General features: G+C 58.4%; 16 protein-coding genes. 11 read left to right on the top strand and 5 right to left on the bottom strand.

Features of this window, described 5'->3' with window-relative positions; all coding sequences use genetic code 11:
* Positions 1-68: 68 nt before the first annotated feature.
* A complete protein-coding gene (locus RA28_RS21260; RefSeq protein WP_039533172.1) occupies positions 69-2333 on the top strand; it encodes an NADP-dependent malic enzyme in 2265 nt (754 codons plus the stop codon).
* A complete protein-coding gene (locus RA28_RS21255) occupies positions 2330-3202 on the top strand; it encodes a ribokinase (protein ID WP_039533169.1) in 873 nt (290 codons plus the stop codon). Before RA28_RS21260 ends, RA28_RS21255 begins: the two co-directional genes overlap by 4 nt.
* Here the strand turns inward: RA28_RS21255 and msrA are convergent.
* The 3 genes from msrA to RA28_RS21240 form a co-directional block, all read right to left on the bottom strand.
* Entirely contained in the window at positions 3199-3870 is a 672-nt protein-coding gene (gene msrA, locus RA28_RS21250; RefSeq protein ID WP_039533167.1) for a peptide-methionine (S)-S-oxide reductase MsrA, read from the bottom strand. The two genes, RA28_RS21255 and msrA, sit on opposite strands and share 4 nt — an antisense overlap.
* A gap of 117 nt (positions 3871-3987) precedes the next feature.
* Positions 3988-4269 (bottom strand): SCP2 sterol-binding domain-containing protein, encoded by a 282-nt coding sequence (locus RA28_RS21245; RefSeq protein ID WP_039533395.1) that lies wholly within the window; start codon positions 4267-4269, stop codon positions 3988-3990.
* 136 nt (positions 4270-4405) lie between these two features.
* Complete coding sequence (locus RA28_RS21240) at positions 4406-5632, bottom strand: argininosuccinate synthase (RefSeq protein WP_039533165.1); 1227 nt, start codon at positions 5630-5632, stop codon at positions 4406-4408.
* 138 nt (positions 5633-5770) lie between these two features.
* Between RA28_RS21240 and RA28_RS21235 the strand changes: the two genes are divergently transcribed.
* Both RA28_RS21235 and ilvA read left to right on the top strand, forming a co-directional pair.
* On the top strand, positions 5771-6538 hold the full coding sequence (locus tag RA28_RS21235; protein WP_039533163.1) for a hypothetical protein: 768 nt from the start codon (positions 5771-5773) through the stop codon (positions 6536-6538).
* Between the two features lie 51 nt (positions 6539-6589).
* Positions 6590-7816, top strand: a complete 1227-nt coding sequence (ilvA, locus tag RA28_RS21230) for a threonine ammonia-lyase IlvA (RefSeq protein ID WP_039533160.1) — start codon at positions 6590-6592, stop codon at positions 7814-7816.
* Here the strand turns inward: ilvA and RA28_RS21225 are convergent.
* A complete protein-coding gene (locus RA28_RS21225) occupies positions 7813-8142 on the bottom strand; it encodes an Hpt domain-containing protein (protein WP_039533156.1) in 330 nt (109 codons plus the stop codon). The genes ilvA and RA28_RS21225 overlap by 4 nt on opposite strands.
* Before the next feature lie 147 nt (positions 8143-8289).
* Here RA28_RS21225 and RA28_RS21220 point away from each other — a divergent pair, with 147 nt between their 5' ends.
* On the top strand, positions 8290-9564 hold the full coding sequence (locus RA28_RS21220) for a PP2C family protein-serine/threonine phosphatase (protein WP_052261564.1): 1275 nt from the start codon (positions 8290-8292) through the stop codon (positions 9562-9564).
* Here RA28_RS21220 and RA28_RS21215 read toward each other — a convergent pair.
* Positions 9561-10004: an NUDIX hydrolase gene (locus tag RA28_RS21215; RefSeq protein ID WP_039533154.1), complete on the bottom strand. Its 444-nt coding sequence runs from the start codon at positions 10002-10004 to the stop codon at positions 9561-9563. The genes RA28_RS21220 and RA28_RS21215 overlap by 4 nt on opposite strands.
* 78 nt (positions 10005-10082) lie before the next feature.
* Here RA28_RS21215 and hslO point away from each other — a divergent pair, with 78 nt between their 5' ends.
* From hslO to RA28_RS21185, 6 genes are all read left to right on the top strand, one after another.
* Entirely contained in the window at positions 10083-11069 is a 987-nt protein-coding gene (gene hslO / locus RA28_RS21210) for an Hsp33 family molecular chaperone HslO (protein WP_039533152.1), read from the top strand.
* Complete coding sequence (locus RA28_RS21205) at positions 11062-11658, top strand: CoA pyrophosphatase (protein ID WP_039533150.1); 597 nt, start codon at positions 11062-11064, stop codon at positions 11656-11658. Before hslO ends, RA28_RS21205 begins: the two co-directional genes overlap by 8 nt.
* Complete coding sequence (locus RA28_RS21200; RefSeq protein WP_039533148.1) at positions 11655-12809, top strand: CCA tRNA nucleotidyltransferase; 1155 nt, start codon at positions 11655-11657, stop codon at positions 12807-12809. The genes RA28_RS21205 and RA28_RS21200 overlap by 4 nt, the downstream gene beginning before the upstream one ends.
* Before the next feature lie 192 nt (positions 12810-13001).
* On the top strand, positions 13002-14840 hold the full coding sequence (locus tag RA28_RS21195; protein ID WP_039533147.1) for an ABC transporter ATP-binding protein: 1839 nt from the start codon (positions 13002-13004) through the stop codon (positions 14838-14840).
* Complete coding sequence (locus RA28_RS21190; RefSeq protein ID WP_039533145.1) at positions 14837-16669, top strand: ABC transporter ATP-binding protein; 1833 nt, start codon at positions 14837-14839, stop codon at positions 16667-16669. Before RA28_RS21195 ends, RA28_RS21190 begins: the two co-directional genes overlap by 4 nt.
* A gap of 39 nt (positions 16670-16708) precedes the next feature.
* Positions 16709-17938: a class I SAM-dependent RNA methyltransferase gene (locus tag RA28_RS21185; RefSeq protein WP_039533143.1), complete on the top strand. Its 1230-nt coding sequence runs from the start codon at positions 16709-16711 to the stop codon at positions 17936-17938.
* Positions 17939-17955: the final 17 nt, after the last annotated feature.

The following is a 17955-nucleotide window of genomic DNA, read 5'->3' as shown; positions in this document are numbered from 1 at the left end:
TCGTTGAGACGTGCGCCCGCCTGCGCTATGACGCGAAGGCCCCGAAGTCATGGAAACGACCTGAAAAGATGCCCAAAACAAAGATCACGAAGGAAGAGGCGCTGGCCTTTCACCTGGACCCCACCCCCGGCAAGTGGGAGGTGCAGGCCACCGTTCCCATGACGACGCAGCGCGATCTGTCACTGGCCTACAGCCCGGGTGTCGCTGTTCCTTGTGAGGCCATCGCCGAAACGCCCGAGACCGCCTATGACTACACCAACAAGGGTAATCTGGTGGCTGTCATCTCAAACGGGACGGCGGTTCTGGGGCTGGGCAATCTGGGCGCGCTGGGCTCAAAACCGGTGATGGAGGGGAAATCGGTCCTGTTCAAACGGTTTGCCGATGTGAACTCGATCGATATTGAACTCGACACCGAGGACCCGGACGAATTCTGCCGGGCGGTGCGGCTGATGGGGCCGACCTTTGGCGGCATCAACCTTGAGGACATCAAGGCGCCTGAGTGTTTCATCATCGAACAGCGCCTGAAGGAAGAGATGGATATCCCGGTCTTCCACGACGACCAGCACGGCACGGCCGTGATCTGTGCGGCGGGACTGATCAATGCGCTGCATATCTCGGGCAAGAAAATCGAGGATGTGAAGATCGTTCTGAACGGCGCGGGTGCCGCCGGGATTGCCTGCATCGAATTACTGAAATCCATGGGTGCGAAGCACGAGAACTGCATCGTCTGTGACACCAAGGGCGTGATTTACCAAGGCCGCACCGAAGGGATGAACCAGTGGAAATCGGCGCATGCAATCACGACTAAGCTGCGTACGCTGGAGGAGGCGATGAAGGGCGCGGACGTGTTCCTCGGCGTTTCAGTCAAGGGTGCAGTGACGCAGGATATGGTCGCCAGCATGGCCGACAATCCGGTGATCTTCGCGATGGCGAATCCCGATCCTGAGATCACCCCGGAAGAGGCGCACGAAGTGCGTGTTGATGCCATCGTTGCCACGGGTCGCAGCGATTATCCCAATCAGGTCAACAACGTGCTGGGTTTTCCCTACCTTTTCAGGGGCGCTTTGGACATTCACGCTCGGGCCATCAATGACGAGATGAAGATTGCCTGCGCCCATGCGCTGGCCCGTTTGGCGCGAGAGGATGTGCCGGATGAGGTTGCAATGGCGTATGGAAAGTCGCTGACCTTCGGGCGCGACTACATCATCCCGACCCCGTTCGATCCGCGTTTGATCCACCGGATTCCACCTGCCGTTGCCAAGGCCGGGATGGACACTGGCGCGGCGCGGCGGCCCATCATCGACATGGATGCCTATGAGCTGAGCCTGAAATCGCGCATGGACCCGACCGCAAGCATTCTGCGTGGCCTGAACGCACGGGCACGGGCAGCACAAAGCCGGATGATCTTTGCCGAAGGCGATGACCCGCGCGTGTTGCGCGCTGCGGTGATGTACCAACGCTCGGGGTTCGGCAAGGCACTGGTTGTTGGCCGTCCCGACGATGTCAAACAAAAACTTGAAGAGGCCGGGCTGGGCGATGCCGTGCGAGAACTCGAAGTGGTGAACGCGGCCAATACAACGCACCTCGATACCTATACGGACTTCCTTTATAAGCGGCTGCAAAGAAAGGGTTTCGACAGTAAAGACGTGTTCCGTCTGGCCGCCCGCGACCGGCATGTCTTTTCGTCCCTGATGTTGGCGCATGGGCATGGGGATGGCCTGGTCACAGGTGCCACCCGCAAGTCTGCGCATGTCCTCGACCGGATCAACCATGTGTTTGATGCCGACGCGGCCCATGGTGCTGCGGGCGTGACGGCATTGCTGCACAAGGGCCGAATTGTTCTGATCGGCGATACGCTGGTGCATGAATGGCCCGATGAGAACGATCTGGCCAATATCGCGGAACGTTCGGCGGCTGTGGCCCGGCACATGGGGCTTGAGCCACGGGTTGCGTTCGTCAGTTTTTCGACCTTTGGCTATCCGGTGTCAGAGCGGGCCGAAAAGATGCACCGCGCTCCGGCGGTTCTGGATCAGCGGGGCGTGGACTTTGAATACGAGGGTGAAATGACGGTCGACGTCGCCCTGAACATCGATCAGCAGGCCAGCTATCCGTTTCAACGTCTGACAGGCCCCGCCAATATCCTGATCGTCCCGGCGCGGCACTCGGCATCAATCTCGACCAAGTTGATGCAGGAAATGGGCGGTGCCACCGTGATCGGGCCGATCCTGTCGGGCGTCGATAAACCGATACAGATCTGTTCCACCGTTTCGACGGCAAATGACATTCTGAACATGGCCATTCTGGCCTCTTGCGATATTTCGGATACGCCATGACAATCTGGAATCTGGGCTCGATCAACGCGGATATGGTCTATGACCTGCCGCATCTTCCGGGGCCGGGGGAAACACTGGCTGCCCGCGGGCTGCATCAGTTTCTGGGCGGCAAAGGTGCAAACATGTCGGTCGCATCCGCAAGGGCCGGTGCGCGCGTGTCACATATTGGCGCGGTCGGGCCAGACGGGGGCTGGGCGCGGGACAGATTGACCGAATACGGCGTGGACACCCGCCATATCACCGATGCGGACGTACCCACAGGGCACGCGATTATCGCAGTGGATGCTGACGGCGAAAACAACATCATTCTGTTTCAGGGCGCAAATCACGCCATTTCCGAAGACCAACTGGGGCAGGCGCTATCCTCGGCTGCGGCCGGTGATTTGTTGGTGATGCAGAACGAAACAAACGGCCAAACCCATGCGGCGCAGCTGGGTCGAGAGCTGGGACTGACCGTTTGCTATGCCGCCGCGCCCTTTCAGGCCGAGTCGGTCACGGCGGTTTTGCCCTATCTGGATTTTCTGATCCTGAATGAGATTGAGGCCGAGCAGTTGCAAAGCGCAACGGGTCTCGCGCCGTCAGACCTGCCGGTTGAGCATGTGATCGTGACGCTGGGCGCGAAAGGCGCGCGCTACTTCCAGCGAGGTCGGGATCCGGCCGATTTTGCGGCTTTTCAGGTTGAGCCTGTGGATACGACCGGTGCAGGCGACACCTTCACGGGGTATGTTCTGGCCGGGATGGATCGCGGAATGCCCATGGCGCAGGCCATCTTGCAAGCGATGCGTGCCGCGGCCTTGATGGTCACGCGGCACGGAACGGCAGATGTCATTCCCGATCTGAAAGAAGTGCACGAAGCCCGTTTCGATTAGGACCCGGCAAACGGTGCATCCCCACCCCACAGCTGCTTGACGCGGGCATCGCGACCACAGGCTTTTCGGTAGGCTTTGTAAGCGCTTTTCTGACGCTTGGGCCCGAAACGGGTCAGAACGAGCTTGTCGCCCTTGTAATAGTCCTGATGATACGCTTCGGCCAGGTAGAAGGTGCCTGCAGGTAGGATTGGCGTTACAACGGTCTGGCCCAACGCCGCTTGCGCGTTGGCCTTGGCAGTTTCAGCGAGGGATTTTTCGCCTGCATCAGAGACGAATATCGCGGTTCTGTAGCTGTCGCCACGATCACAGAACTGGCCCCCGGCGTCGGTTGGATCAACAGATCGAAAGAACATATCCAAAAGGGTTTCTCGCGAGACTTTGGCAGGGTCAAAAGTGATTTGAACCGCTTCGTAATGCCCTGTTCCACCTTTGGTGACTTGATCATAGGTGGGGTTGGCCGTCTTGCCGCCTGTATAGCCAGACACGGCACCAATCACGCCGGGAACGGATTCAAAGTCGGACTCAACGCACCAGAAACAGCCGCCTGCCACGGTCAGGGTTTCGGTCCCCGCCGCCGGGGCCGGCAGCGCACGCAGAATCGCGGCCAAGGTGATCAGCGCGAACAGCAGAACGGGTTTCAGGCAATCTGTGTAGGCAGTCCGTGTCATGTCAGGTCTCCTTCCACGACCAAGCTGCCTTCTGTTTCCGACGCTTGCAATGCGCTGACATTGATTGTCACGTGCTGGTGAGACGAGTTTACCCGTGAACGACCGTTACTTCGGACCTTACCCCAGAAGCTGCCCCAGCTTCATGGCAACACCCACATTGCCCGAGATCTTCAGCTTGCCCAACGCTACGCCCGTCATCGGGTTCAGCTTGCCTGTCAACAGTTTGGTCAGGTTGTCGCGCGAGATGCGGATGGTGCAATCGGTCTCACGATCCTGGGTCGAGGCGGTGTTTTCGGCCAACACGATCACGCCATCCTCGCCACAGTCGAATTTCAACGACCCGTCAAAACCCTTGCCATTTAGACCTTTCTGAATTCCGTCAGCGATATCCTGCAGCATGATCCGTCCTTTCCTGAGTTGATGCATGCGTAGAGAACAATCGCCGTCTCGGACAAGCCTGACCCAACGGGAAGCGCGCAAAGAAAAAACCCGGTGCCCGTTGGGGCACCGGGGCTGGTCTTTGGATCGAAGGTTCTTACTTGCTTAACCGCTTGTCCCGCGCCGCCAGCAGTTTCAGACGCAGAGCGTTCAACTGAATGAACCCGGCAGCATCTTTCTGATCATAGGCGCCGGCGTCTTCTTCGAACGTCACATGCGCCTCGGAGTATAGCGAGTGCTCCGACCAGCGGCCCACTGTCGAGGCGAGGCCCTTGTATAGTTTCAAGCGAACGGTTCCGGTGACATACTCTTGCGATCTGTCGATGGCGGCCTGCAGCATTTCGCGTTCGGGACTGTACCAGAACCCGTTATAGATCAGCTCGGCATATTGCGGCATCAACTGGTCTTTCAGATGCATCGCGCCGCGGTCCATGGTGATGGATTCGATCCCACGGTGTGCTTCCAGCATGATGGTGCCGCCCGGCGTTTCGTAGATACCGCGGGATTTCATGCCAACGAACCGGCCCTCGACCAGATCGAGACGGCCAATGCCGTGCTTGCCACCATATTCGTTCAGCTTGGTCAGGATCGTCGCGGGACTCATTGCTTCGCCATTGATGCTGACCGGATCCCCTTTTTCAAAGCCGATTTCGATGAATTCCGGCTCATTCGGCGCATCCTCGGGGTGGACAGTGCGCTGATAGACATAGTCCGGCGCCATATCGGCGGGGTCTTCCAGAACCTTGCCCTCGGACGAAGTGTGCAGCAGGTTGGCATCAACCGAGAACGGAGCCTCGCCACGCTTGTCCTTGGCAATCGGGATCTGGTTCGCCTCGGCAAACTCCAGCAGTTTGGTGCGGCTGGTCAGGTCCCACTCACGCCAAGGTGCGATCACCTTGATGTCGGGGTTCAGCGCGTAAGCCGCCAGTTCGAACCGCACCTGATCGTTGCCCTTGCCGGTCGCGCCGTGTGCCACGGCATCGGCCCCGGTCTCCTCGGCAATCTCCACCAGTCGTTTCGAGATCAGAGGCCGCGCGATAGAGGTGCCCAGCAGGTACAGACCTTCGTACTGCGCATTGGCGCGAAACATCGGAAAGACGAAATCGCGGACGAATTCTTCGCGGATGTCCTCGATATAGATGTTCTCGGGCTTGATCCCGAGCAGCTCGGCCTTCTTGCGGGCGGGCTCCAGCTCTTCGCCCTGACCCAGATCGGCGGTGAAGGTGACGACCTCACAGCCATACTCGGTCTGCAGCCATTTCAGAATGATCGAGGTATCAAGGCCACCGGAATAGGCCAGAACAACTTTCTTTGGCGCGGACATCTGACTTCCCTTTATGCGTAGAACGACTGGCCCCTAACGGGTTTTGGACGCGGGGGCAAGTTATGAGCGTTGACGAAGTAGGGGAATTGAGGTGAAAGGGCAGAATTAGAATTAGGATCAATAGCAAGGACTATTTGAATGTTGGGTTGGCAGATTTTCATGCACTCGGTGCGTATGGTTTTTGGAAACCTGAAACAGGTTCTCCAGATCACGGTTGGGCCAGCATTGTTGGCCACATTGATCATTGTGGGGCTCTTCCTTGCCCTTGGCATTCCACTTGACGCGCTGGACGAAAACACCAGCGATTTGCCGCCCGGTGTCACCGCAGGCACTTTCTCGGTTTTCATGCTCGTGGTGGTTTTGGTGCTTTTCTTCACCATGTTCTGGATCGCGGTCGCGTGGCACCGCTTCATTCTGATGGAGGAGTACCCGACGGGAATACTTCCGACATTCCGCTTTGATCGAATCCTTGCCTATTTTGGGCGGCTTTTGTTGTTGGGCATCCTGATGACGATTGCGTTCATACCCATGGGCCTGGTCTTTGTCGCTTTGGGCGAAAGCCTGGCGGGCATCTCGGTTATCGTCGCCGTTGTTTACATGGTGTTTCTCATCATCTGCTTCTACCGTCTGTCCATAATCCTGCCGGCAGCGGCGATTGGCTCTCCAATCTCGCTGACCGAAGCTTGGAACGCGACCACTGGTGTGTCGGGTGCCATTTTGGTGCTGTTGCTTTCCGCCTTTCTCTTTCAGGTACTGGTGCAGCTGGTGTTCACGGTGCTGGCCATAATTCCTGTACTTGGTATTTTACTGGCGGTTTTCTTTGGAACCCTGGTGCTTCCGCTTGTCAACGTCAGCATCTTCACAACCATGTACGGGGTTTTCATCGAAAAGCGCGACCTCGCCTGAGCGCCCATGTTCGCCTTGCCCTTTCCGAGGTGATCCGGCAGTGACATAGACATGACTGATTTCATGACCCGCGCCCGCGCCGCCGAGCAAGCGATGCGTTCCGTCTTTCCGGCAACACCGTTGCAGCGGAACGCCCATTTGTCCGACCGCTATGGCGCGGATGTCTGGCTCAAACGAGAAGACCTCAGCCCGGTGCGCTCCTACAAAATCCGCGGCGCGTTCAATGCCATGCGCAAGCAACAGGGTCAGGAGTTGTTCGTCTGCGCCAGCGCGGGCAACCACGCTCAGGGCGTGGCCTATATGTGCAAGCATCTGGATGTGAAGGGCGTGATCTTCATGCCGGTGACAACGCCCCAGCAGAAAATTCAGAAAACGCGCATCTTCGGCGGCGACAATATCGAGATTCATCTGACCGGCGACTATTTCGACGACACGCTGGCCGCAGCGCAGGCGTGGTGCACCCAGCAGGGCGGGCATTTTCTGTCGCCTTTCGATGATGCAGATGTGATTGAGGGCCAAGCCTCACTCGCGGTTGAAATTGAATCACAGTTGGGTTCCGTGCCGGACCACGTTGTTTTACCGGTTGGTGGCGGTGGCATGTCGTCAGGTGTGGCCACGTGGTTTGCGGATCGCGCGCATTGCTTGTTTGTCGAGCCTGCTGGCGGGGCCTGCCTGCGTGCAGCTTTGGCTGCGGGTCACCCGGTTTCACTGGATCATGTGGATACCTTTGTCGACGGCGCTGCGGTTGGGCGGATTGGCGAGAAACCCTTCGAGCTGCTTAAATCCCGCCATTTGTCGGACGTGCTGACATTGGCCGAAGACCGCATATGCGCGACCATGATCGAGATGTTGAATGTCGAAGGCATCGTGCTGGAGCCAGCCGGCGCATTGGCGATCGAAGCAATTGGCGATGTACAAAGCTTTATCCGAGGCAGAACCGTTGTTTGCGTCACCTCGGGTGGGAACTTCGACTTCGAACGCCTGCCCGAGGTCAAGGAGCGTGCGCAGCGCTATTCCGGCGTTAAGAAGTATTTCATTCTGCGCCTGCCTCAGCGGCCCGGCGCATTGAAGGAGTTTCTCAATATCCTCGGCCCCGAAGACGATATCGCCAGATTCGAGTATATGAAGAAGTCGGCGCGAAACTTTGGTTCGGTCCTGATTGGCATCGAAACCCGCAGGCCCGAGAACTTCATGCGTCTGTTTGCGCATCTGGATGATGCCGGTTTCACTTACACCGACATCACCGAAGACGAAACGTTGGCACAGTTTGTTATCTAGCCAAGGTTCTGCTTCAACTCAGCATCGAAAACAGCTTTGGACTGGTCAAAGCTGGTAATGATCTGGCGAATGTCGACGTCCTTGCCGTCGCCCGCGGCAGCGCGCCTTTCTCCGTCCTGGCAGAGTTTCGAAAACTGCTCAAAGCCCAGACTAAGCGCGCTGCCCTTGAGAAAATGCAGGTTTTGTTCCATCTGACGGTTTTCTATCTCCCGAGGCAGCCGCGCCATAACCTCAGCCACTTCATCCAGAAAAATCTGGACGACCTCATCGAATTCGTCTGCCCCGACCTCGTGACGCAATTGTTTGACCCTTGGCCAGTGTATCATGGCCCGCCTCCGTCTTGATGGACGATACCCATTGGTATGCCAAGCTGCGTAAACAGCCGGTTAAAGCGACCCTGTATCCCACCTTCACCCGATGTTAAGTGGCCAGCCACTAGTGTGTCGGCGTCGCGGGCGATCAGGAAAGTCAAAGTGTCACAAACCAGTCATGCGGAAACCAGGATCAATCCGGATTTTGGTGCAATACGGAAGGTGTTGATCGTTGACGACAGCCGCCTGCAACGCCGCATTCTGGCAGCCTCGCTCAAGAAATGGGGGTTTGAGGTGCTGGAGGCTGACAGCGGCGAGGATGCAATTGCAATCTGCAGCGAGGATCCGCCCGACCTTGTTCTCAGCGATTGGGTTATGCCGGGGATGAGCGGGCTGGAATTCTGTCAGGCGTTTCGGGCGATGGGAACTGACAGGTACAGCTATTTCATACTGCTGACCTCAAAAAGCGAAAAGCAGGAGGTGGCGCGCGGTCTGGACGCTGGTGCCGATGACTTTTTGATCAAACCGCTTGAGGCTGACGAGCTGCGGGCGCGAATTGCGGCAGGCGCGCGAATTCTGGTGATGCAGCGTGAACTGTCCGAGAAAAATCGCTTGATCGAATCCGCGCTGGCAGAGTTGCGCGTGGCGCATGATGCGATTGACAAGGATCTGATGCAGGCGCGCAAGATTCAGGAATCCTTGGTCCCCGAACTCAGACGGACATTTGGCAAGTCCCAAGTCAGTCTGCTGTTGAAGCCCTGCGGCCATATCGGTGGCGATCTGGTGGGGATGTTCTCGCCGGGGGTGAACCGGCTTGGCTTTTACAGCATTGATGTTTCGGGTCATGGGATCACGTCGGCAATGATGACCGCACGGTTGGGCGGGTACCTGTCCAGCTCGCATTTCGACCAGAACGTCGCGATGGAGCGGCGGTTCAACAAATTCTACGCGCTGCTCCCCCCGGAAGAGGTTGCCGCCCTGCTGAATTCCCGGCTGGTGGCAGACACCGGGATCGAAGAGTATTTTACGATGGTCTATGCCATCATCGATCTGCGGAACGGTCACCTGAAAATGGTGCAGGCGGGCCATCCGCATCCGCTGTTGCTGCGCCAGGATGGACGCGCCGAATTCCTGGGAGAAGGCGGATTGCCCATCGGTTTGTTGCCGGAGGCGCAGTTTCAGCAAACCGAAACCTACTTGCAAACCGGCGACAAGCTGTTGCTGTATTCAGACGGATTTACGGAATGCCGCCTGACTGACGGGTCACTGCTGGACGAAGATGGGCTGCGTGACATGGCGATTGACTGCGCAACGGATGCCAAAGTCGGATCAGAGTTTCTGGATGACATGTTCTGGCGCCTGACACAGGCGATGTCACCCAAGGGCGCAATGGACGATGATGTTTCGGCAGTTTTCTTCGAATACAACGGCCCTTAAAGCCCGCGCAGGCACCGCATGGCAAAATGACGATCGCCGGCATTGCCAAGCATTTGAGCCGCATCACCCGTGTCCATCCAAATCGCCTCGTGAAGCGGTTCGCTCGGTGGCCCGAGGCGGCGCACAGGCCGTGCCTGATAGATCAGGCAGATTTTCTCGGCCCATAGGTCGTATTCGGGCATATAGGCATACCGCCGGAAAGCTCCGACGCGGCGCGGAGCGGCAATCAACCAACCTGTCTCTTCAAACACTTCGCGGTGCAAGGCTGTGATCGGTGACTCGCCCGGGTCGATGCCGCCGCCAGGCAGCTGCAGGTCCGGGCCCGGTTCCAGCTGGCAGGTCAGAAGCAAACGATGATTTTGCGGCAACAGACAATAAACGCCGATCCGGCGCGTGTATTTTTGACCGGGGACGGGGCTTTCCCCGAAACGTCTGATCATGTAATGCCCCCTTTCAACCCGGTTTGTTAGACCTATATGGTGGCGGTATGCCAACCCGTGGCGTGTAAGGAAACCCTCATGTCTCTTGGAACGAAAATCGCGTGGGACGATACCGTCCTGCCCTTTCAACTTGATGTATCGGACATGCGTGGCCGCGTGGCCCGGCTGGACGGTGTGCTTGACGGCATCCTGAAGCAGCACGACTATCCCGAAAAGGTCGAGGCGCTGGTGGCCGAGATGGCCTTGCTGACTTCGCTGATCGGGCAGACGATCTCGTTGCGCTGGAAGCTTTCGTTGCAGGTGCAGTCCAAAGGCGCGGTGCGCATGATCGCGACCGATTATTACGCCCCGACGGAAGAAGGCGAACCCGCAAAGATTCGCGCCTATGCCAGCTTTGACCGTGACCGGCTGACCGATGCCGCCCCCTTTGATCAGGTGGGTGAGGGATATTTTGCCATCATGATCGATCAGGGCGAAGGCACACATCCCTATCAGGGAATCACTCCACTGGCGGGCGGGTCGCTCAGCGCTTGTGCCGAGGCGTATTTTGCGCAGTCCGAACAGCTGCCGACCCGGTTCTCGCTGAGCTTCGGCAAATCGACCGAGCCGGGCGTTGGTGAACACTGGCGCGCCGGGGGTGTCATGTTGCAGCACATGCCCAAGGCCTCACCCTTTGCCGCGTCGGGCGAAGGGACCGGTGACATCCTGACGGCCACCGATCTGGTGGACGGGGAAGAAGGCGAAAACTGGGACCGCGTCAACATCCTGCTCGACACCGTCGATGATCTCGAGCTGATCGGACCCTCGATCGCGCCCACCGACCTGCTGGTGCGCCTGTTCCACGAGGAACAGCCGCGCGTCTATGATGCCCAGCCGGTGCAGTTCGGATGTACCTGTTCGGAAGAACGCGTGCGGCAAAGCCTGTCGATCTACTCGGCACAGGATATCGCGACGATGACCACCCCGGAAGGCACGGTTACGGCGGATTGCCAGTTCTGCGGCGCCCATTACGTGCTGGATCCCAGAACAGTCGGGTTCGAGGCAGAAGATACAGGCCGTGCCTGATACGATTTCGGATCTGATTGCGGCCCTGAATCGTGCGGGCGACAGGTCGAGCGACTTTGACCTGAACCCGCAGGTTGTTGTGCCGGCAGGACGAAAACTGCGCCCTGCCGGTGTTCTTGTCCCGGTCTTGATGACGGAACGAACGCCACAGCTGATCCTGACCAAACGCTCGTCAGCTTTGAAGCATCATCCCGGCCAGATTGCCTTTCCCGGCGGCAAGCAGGACGAGGGTGATAGAAATGTCGCCGAAACGGCGCTTCGCGAGGCGCAAGAGGAAATAGGCCTGCCGCCGGATCTTCCGCGCATCCTAGGTCATTTACCGACCCATGAAACGGTCACGTCTTTCTCCATGACACCCGTGGTTGCGGTGGTAGAACACCCCTTCGACCCAGTTCCAGAGCCCGGCGAAGTGGAAGAGGTGTTTTCAGTTCCTCTTGAACACGTGTTGAACCCGGCAAATTATATCGTCGAGTCGCGCAGGTGGCGGGGAGAACGGCGTTACTATTACACCGTTCCTTACGGCCCTTATTACATTTGGGGCGCAACCGCACGAATACTGCGAGGATTGGCGGCACGGGTAAGCGAATGACACGGATCACGGACGATTGGATCACACTGCCCGCAACGCAAGCGGTTTGCGCGGCGCTGACCGATGCCGGATCAGAGGCGCTGTTCGTCGGCGGTTGCGTGCGCAATGCGTTGTTGGGCCAGGTCGTCTCGGACATCGATATTGCCACGGATGCGCGACCGGACCGGGTCGTTGCTTTGGCCAAAGAGGCGGGTCTGAAGGCCATTCCAACCGGAATTGATCACGGCACAATCACTGTTGTCAGTGATGGTGTTCCGCATGAAGTCACGACATTTCGCCGCGACGTGGAAACGGACGGCCGCCGTGCGGTTGTGGCGTTCTCGGACAACGTCGAAGAAGATGCCGCCCGTCGCGACTTTACCATGAACGCGCTTTATGCCCGTCCCGATGGCTCTGTTCTGGACCCGTTGAACGGTCTGCCGGATTTGCAAGCGCGCCGCGTGCGCTTCATCGGATCGGCAGAAGCCCGCATACGCGAAGATTATTTGCGTTCCTTGCGCTATTTCCGGTTTCACGCATGGTACGGCGATGCGGACATGGGTTTCGATGCCGACGCGCTGTCTGCGATAGCCGGGAACCTGGACGGATTGACCGGGTTGTCGCGCGAGCGGGTTGGGGCCGAACTGTTGAAGCTGCTTGGCGCGCCGGATCCCGCCCCATCGGTTGCGACGATGCGACAGACGGGAGTTCTGGCACAGATCCTGCCAGGCGCTGATGATCGGGCTTTGGCGATTCTGGTCAAACTTGAAGGCTACGCTGGCGCGACACCCGATCCCATTCGACGTTTGGCGGCCATTGCGGCGCCGGATGTGGCGGCAACCTTGCGCCTTAGTCGCGCACAGATGCAACGGCTGACCCGCATGCGGGATGAGGCGGCCGGGTCCGCCGGGGTTGCTGAGTTGGGATTTCGGTATGGTGCCGAAGGCGGGCTGCACGAAACGCTGCTGCGCTGTGCTTTTCTGGAGCAGCCATGGTCGCCGGAGCTGGCCCAGGCTTTGGAAACCGGTGCCAACGCGCGGTTTCCAATCAGGGCGCAGGACCTGATCCCCGAATTTACCGGCGCTGCGCTGGGCGAAAAGCTGGCCCAACTCGAGGCGCTGTGGATCGCATCAGATTTCACCATGACCCGCGACGAATTGCTGGCCAAATAAATTGAAGTCTCAAAAGGGGATGACAAACCTGTTTTTTTGTGGCTAGTGTGCGCCTGTCACATGGATGGAGGAATGCGAATGTATTACGGGATCTGGTTCGGCTAAAGCCAGGACACTTGACCCGTAAGGGTGGTGTTTTGGCGCCATCTTTCTTCGCATGACCTATTATTTGCTCAACTCGGAGCGCTCTCCATGTTTCGCTATTTCGAAAACCTCGTTGACCCTTTTGTCGCCTACAAGGAAGCCGACACGCCGCCGACGCGGTTGTGGCCATTCATGCTGGACTATTCCCGGCCATTTTACGGTGTGTTCTTTTGGGCTGGGTTGATTTCTGTTGTAGTGGCCGCGGTCGAGGTTGGCCTGATCTACTATATGGGACGGGTCGTGGACCTATTGTCTGGTCCCCCGGCCGAGGTCTGGCAATTGCACGGCACCGAACTGCTGCTGATGGCCGCATTTGTTCTGCTGCTGCGGCCACTGCTGCACATTGTGGACGTGCTTTTGCTGAACAACACGATTCTGCCGAATTTCGGAACGCTCATTCGCTGGAGAGCACATAAACACGTTCTGCGTCAATCGGTTGGCTGGTTCGAGAATGATTTTGCGGGTCGGATTGCAAATCGGATCATGCAGACCCCGCCAGCGGCGGGCGAGGCAGTGTTTCAGGTGTTCGACGCCATTTCCTTCTCGATCGCCTATCTGGTGGGTGCCGCAATCTTGCTGATGGCGGCGGACCCGCGCTTGCTGCTGCCCTTGCTCATATGGTTTGTGCTTTACGGGTTGCTTGTGAACTGGACGGTGCAGCGCGTCGGCCCCGCTTCACAAGCTGCATCCGATGCGCGGAGCGCGGTGACGGGTCGGGTCGTGGACAGCTACACCAACATCCATTCCGTCAAAATGTTCGCCCATGCCGAGCAGGAGCTGGATTATGCCCGCGAGGCCATCGAGGAAACGCGGCGCACATTTCAGGTTGAGATGCGGATTTTCACCATCATGGATGCCGCGTTGGTCACATTGAACGGCCTGCTGATCATCGGCGTGGTTGGTTGGGCGATTGCGTTGTGGATGCAAGGCAGTGCCACCGTCGGTGTGGTTGCGGCGGCGACCGCGTTGACCTTGCGCCTCAATGCAATGACCGGATGGATCATGTGGGCGTTGACCAGCTTCTTCCGCCAACTTGGCGTTGTCGCCGAAGGGATGCAAACGATTGCCCAGCCGATAGACCTGCTGGATGCGCCGGACGCCAAGCCGTTGCAACTTGGCAAAGGTGAGATCCAAATCCACAATCTGTCGCATCACTACGGCCGGAAAACCGGTGGTCTGGATCACGTCAACATGACCATCCAACCCGGTGAAAAGATCGGCTTGATTGGGCGGTCTGGCGCCGGGAAATCGACCCTGGTAAAGCTGCTTTTGCGGTTTTATGACGTCGAGCGTGGCGCGATCATGATTGACGGGCAGAACATCGCGGATGTCACGCAGGACAGTCTACGCAGTCATATTGGGATGGTTCAGCAGGACAGTGCCTTGCTGCACCGCTCGGTCCGCGACAATATCCTGTACGGGCGCCCGGATGCTACCGAAGAGCAGATGATCGCAGCAGCCAAACAGGCCGAGGCGCACGAGTTCATCCTCGATCTGCAAGACCCGCAGGGGCGCACCGGTTACGACGCGCATGTCGGCGAGCGGGGCGTCAAGCTCAGCGGCGGCCAACGCCAACGGGTGACGCTGGCGCGTGTGATCTTGAAAGACGCGCCAATCCTGCTGTTGGACGAAGCCACTTCTGCGCTAGATTCCGAGGTCGAGGCATCGATTCAGGAGACGCTGTACGGCATGATGCAAGGTAAGACCGTAATCGCCATCGCCCACAGGCTCAGCACCATCGCCCAGATGGATCGCATTCTGGTAATGGATGGCGGTCGGATCGTGGAAGAGGGTGCGCATTCTGACCTTTTGGCACAAGGCGGTCTTTACGCGCAGTTCTGGACGCGGCAATCCGGCGGATTTATGAACCCGGAGGCCGCTGAATGAGACTTGCCGATCTGATCCAACCGTTCAGGTCCACCGAAACGCCCCCGCCGCAAACGCTGGGGGCGTTTATTCTCTGGTGCTTGTCAGGGGCGTGGCCGATGCTTTTTGCCGCGTCATTCTTTTCTGCCTTTGCAGGTGCCATGGAGGCCGGAACGGCCTGGATTCTGGGCTGGGTGATTGACGTCGTAACCGCTAGCGGTCCCGAGAATTTGCTGTCCGGTGACAACCTTTGGAAAATTCTCGCTGCGGTCGCGTTCTTCATGTTGCTGCGCCCGATTTTGTTCGGGCTGTCTTCGGTGTCCAACAACTACATCGTTATGCCGAATATTCCGCCATTGGTGCTGGCTCGGCTGAACCGTTGGACTTTGGGCCAATCCGTTACCTATTTCGATGACGATTTTGCCGGACGCATAGCGCAGAAGCAGATGCAAACCTCGAACGCAATGGCCTCGGTCGTTTCTGAGACGATCAGCGCAATTGTGTTTGCACTGGCGTCTCTGGCAGGGTCTTTGCTTTTGTTAGGCTCTATTCATCCGCTGGTGATGTTGCCGTTTGTCGCCTGGCTTGCGGTCTATTTCCTGCTGGTACGGTGGTACCTGCCTCGTATTCGCGTCCGCTCGGCCGCGCGTGCCGGAGCGCGGGCAACGGTCACTGGGCAGGTTGTGGACACGATCACGAACATCAAGACGGTCAAGCTGTTTGCCCATTCCGCTGCCGAGGATCAGGCCGCCCGCGACTCGATGGTTGAACTGCGCGAACGCTCCTTGGATTTCGGTAAGCTGTCCGCCAGCTTCCGGTTCATCCTGATGACGCTGGCTGGCGTCCTTCCGGTGCTGCTGTTGGGTGCGACCTTGCTGTTGTGGCAGGGCGGGAGCGCGACGGCGGGAGATATCGTTGCGGCTGGTGCCGTTTCGATCCGGATTGCGCAGATGACCGGTTGGGTGAGCTTCACCTTGATGGGGCTTTATGCCCATGTTGGTGAGATCGAAAACGGCATGAAAACCCTCACAAAACGGGACCGCGTCGAAGATGCACCGAACGCACAGAGTCTTACTGTCCCGGACGGAGGGATTGCGTTCCGGAATGTCAGCTTTGCTTACGGGCGCGACGTGGGCGGCATCACCGATCTGAGCCTGACCGTCAAACCGGGCGAAAAGCTGGGAATCGTTGGCGCGTCGGGTGCCGGAAAATCAACGTTGGTCTCGCTGCTCCTTCGACTCTATGACAGGGAAAAGGGAGCAATTCTGATTGATGGTCAGGATGTAGCTCTGGTGACGCAGGACAGCCTGCGCAGTCAGATTGGCATGGTCACGCAAGAAACCGCAATGTTCAACAGATCGGCGCGGGACAATATCCTGTACGGCAATCCGAACGCGTCTGAAAAGGAAATGGTTGCAGCGGCGCAGAAGGCCGAAGCACATGACTTTATCATGGCGCTGCAGGATGCGCAGGGGCGGACCGGCTATGACGCGCATCTGGGCGAGCGTGGTGTCAAACTAAGCGGCGGTCAGCGGCAGCGGATTGCACTTGCGCGCGCGATTCTGAAGGACGCTCCAATCCTGGTATTGGACGAGGCGACATCGGCCCTCGATTCCGAGGTCGAAGCGTCCATCCAGACCGCGCTTCACCGGGTTATGGAGGGCAAGACGGTTTTGGCCATCGCGCACCGCTTGTCCACACTCAGTGAAATGGACCGGATCATCGTTCTGGAGCAGGGCCAGATTGTCGAAAACGGGTCGCACGAAGAGCTTCTGGCGAAAAATGGATTGTATGCGCGGTTCTGGCATCGCCAATCCGGCGGATTCATCCAGACCGAGGCTGCCGAATAAGGCTTTTGTTACCCCGCATAGCCCGCTATCAGGCGGGCCATGACACAGGACATCACCATTCTTCGCCTTGGTCATCAGGGTGACGGCATTGCCGAGGGACCGATTTACGCGCCCCGAACGCTGCCCGGCGAAGTGGTGAGTGGGACTGTCGAGGGCAATCAACTTATTGATATACGTGTGAAAACACCCTCGGAAGACCGCGTCAAAGCACCCTGCTCGCACTACAGGTCCTGCGGTGGTTGCCAGTTGCAGCATGCCTCGGACCGGTTTGTTGCGGACTGGAAAGTTGAGGTGGTGCGCAATGCCCTTGCGGCGCAAGGCCTGAACACCTTGATGCGACCGATTCATACCTCACCCGAGCGATCCCGCCGCCGCGCGACCATCGCAGTGCGCCGCACCAAAAAGGGCGCTTTGGCAGGCTTTCACGGGCGGGCCTCGGAAACCATAACAGAACTCCTGGACTGCCATCTGCTTGAACCGGAATTGACCGCTGCAATACCTGTGGCCAAGGCGCTGGGGAGTTTGGGTGGCAGCCGCAAAGCTGAACTAGCGGTGACGCTGACGCTGTCCGACGCCGGTTTGGATGTTTCGGTCAAGGGCGGGAAATCACTGGATGGGCCGCTGGAACTTGCGCTTGCGCAAGCGACCGAGCAACACGACCTTGCCCGATTAACGTGGGACGATGAGGTGATCGCCATGCGGCATGCTCCCACGCAACGCTTTGGATCAGCGCACGTCACGCCCCCGCCGGGTGCGTTTCTGCAAGCAACCAAGGACGGTGAGCAGGCTCTGACAAGGGCAGTTTTAGAGATTGTTCAGAACCGCAAGAAGGTGGCTGACCTATTTGCCGGCAGCGGAACATTCTCGTTGCCATTGGCGCAATCTGCCGAGGTTCACGCGGTCGAAGGCGAGGCGGCTATGACCCGGGCTCTGGATCAGGGTTGGCGCAGGGCCGAAGGGTTGAAGAAGATTACCACCGAGACCCGAGATTTGTTTCGCCGACCATTGATGCCGGATGAGATCGATCGTTTTGACGGGGTTGTGCTCGATCCACCGCGCGCCGGGGCAGAAGCGCAGGTTATTGAACTGGCGCAGGCCAAACCGCCGGTGATCGCATATGTGTCGTGTAACCCTGTCAGTTTTGCGCGTGATGCCAAGCACTTGGCTGACGCCGGCTATACCCTTGAATGGGTACAGGTGGTCGACCAGTTTCGCTGGTCGTCGCACACGGAATTGGCAGCTTGTTTCAGGCTGCCGGGTAAGAAATGAATTTACAGGAGAGCGCC

The sequence above is a fragment of the Ruegeria sp. ANG-S4 genome, assembly GCF_000814005.1.
Classification (GTDB): domain Bacteria; phylum Pseudomonadota; class Alphaproteobacteria; order Rhodobacterales; family Rhodobacteraceae; genus Ruegeria.
The sequence above is the reverse complement of the archived record's forward strand: the minus strand, read 5'-3'. Positions and strand labels throughout refer to the sequence as shown.

Bases quoted from the DNA above. Each gene is read 5' to 3' on its own strand.
- RA28_RS21260 (WP_039533172.1), top strand. From the start codon at position 69: ATGCCCAAAACAAAGATCACGAAGGAAGAGGCGCTGGCCTTTCACCTG.
- hslO (WP_039533152.1), top strand. From the start codon at position 10,083: ATGTCTCTTGGAACGAAAATCGCGTGGGACGATACCGTCCTGCCCTTT.
- RA28_RS21190 (WP_039533145.1), top strand. From the start codon at position 14,837: ATGAGACTTGCCGATCTGATCCAACCGTTCAGGTCCACCGAAACGCCC.
- RA28_RS21195 (WP_039533147.1), top strand. From the start codon at position 13,002: ATGTTTCGCTATTTCGAAAACCTCGTTGACCCTTTTGTCGCCTACAAG.
- RA28_RS21235 (WP_039533163.1), top strand. From the start codon at position 5,771: ATGTTGGGTTGGCAGATTTTCATGCACTCGGTGCGTATGGTTTTTGGA.
- RA28_RS21255 (WP_039533169.1), top strand. From the start codon at position 2,330: ATGACAATCTGGAATCTGGGCTCGATCAACGCGGATATGGTCTATGAC.
- RA28_RS21240 (WP_039533165.1), bottom strand. From the start codon at position 5,632: ATGTCCGCGCCAAAGAAAGTTGTTCTGGCCTATTCCGGTGGCCTTGAT.
- RA28_RS21185 (WP_039533143.1), top strand. From the start codon at position 16,709: ATGACACAGGACATCACCATTCTTCGCCTTGGTCATCAGGGTGACGGC.
- RA28_RS21215 (WP_039533154.1), bottom strand. From the start codon at position 10,004: ATGATCAGACGTTTCGGGGAAAGCCCCGTCCCCGGTCAAAAATACACG.
- RA28_RS21225 (WP_039533156.1), bottom strand. From the start codon at position 8,142: ATGATACACTGGCCAAGGGTCAAACAATTGCGTCACGAGGTCGGGGCA.
- ilvA (WP_039533160.1), top strand. From the start codon at position 6,590: ATGACTGATTTCATGACCCGCGCCCGCGCCGCCGAGCAAGCGATGCGT.
- RA28_RS21245 (WP_039533395.1), bottom strand. From the start codon at position 4,269: ATGCTGCAGGATATCGCTGACGGAATTCAGAAAGGTCTAAATGGCAAG.
- RA28_RS21200 (WP_039533148.1), top strand. From the start codon at position 11,655: ATGACACGGATCACGGACGATTGGATCACACTGCCCGCAACGCAAGCG.
- msrA (WP_039533167.1), bottom strand. From the start codon at position 3,870: ATGACACGGACTGCCTACACAGATTGCCTGAAACCCGTTCTGCTGTTC.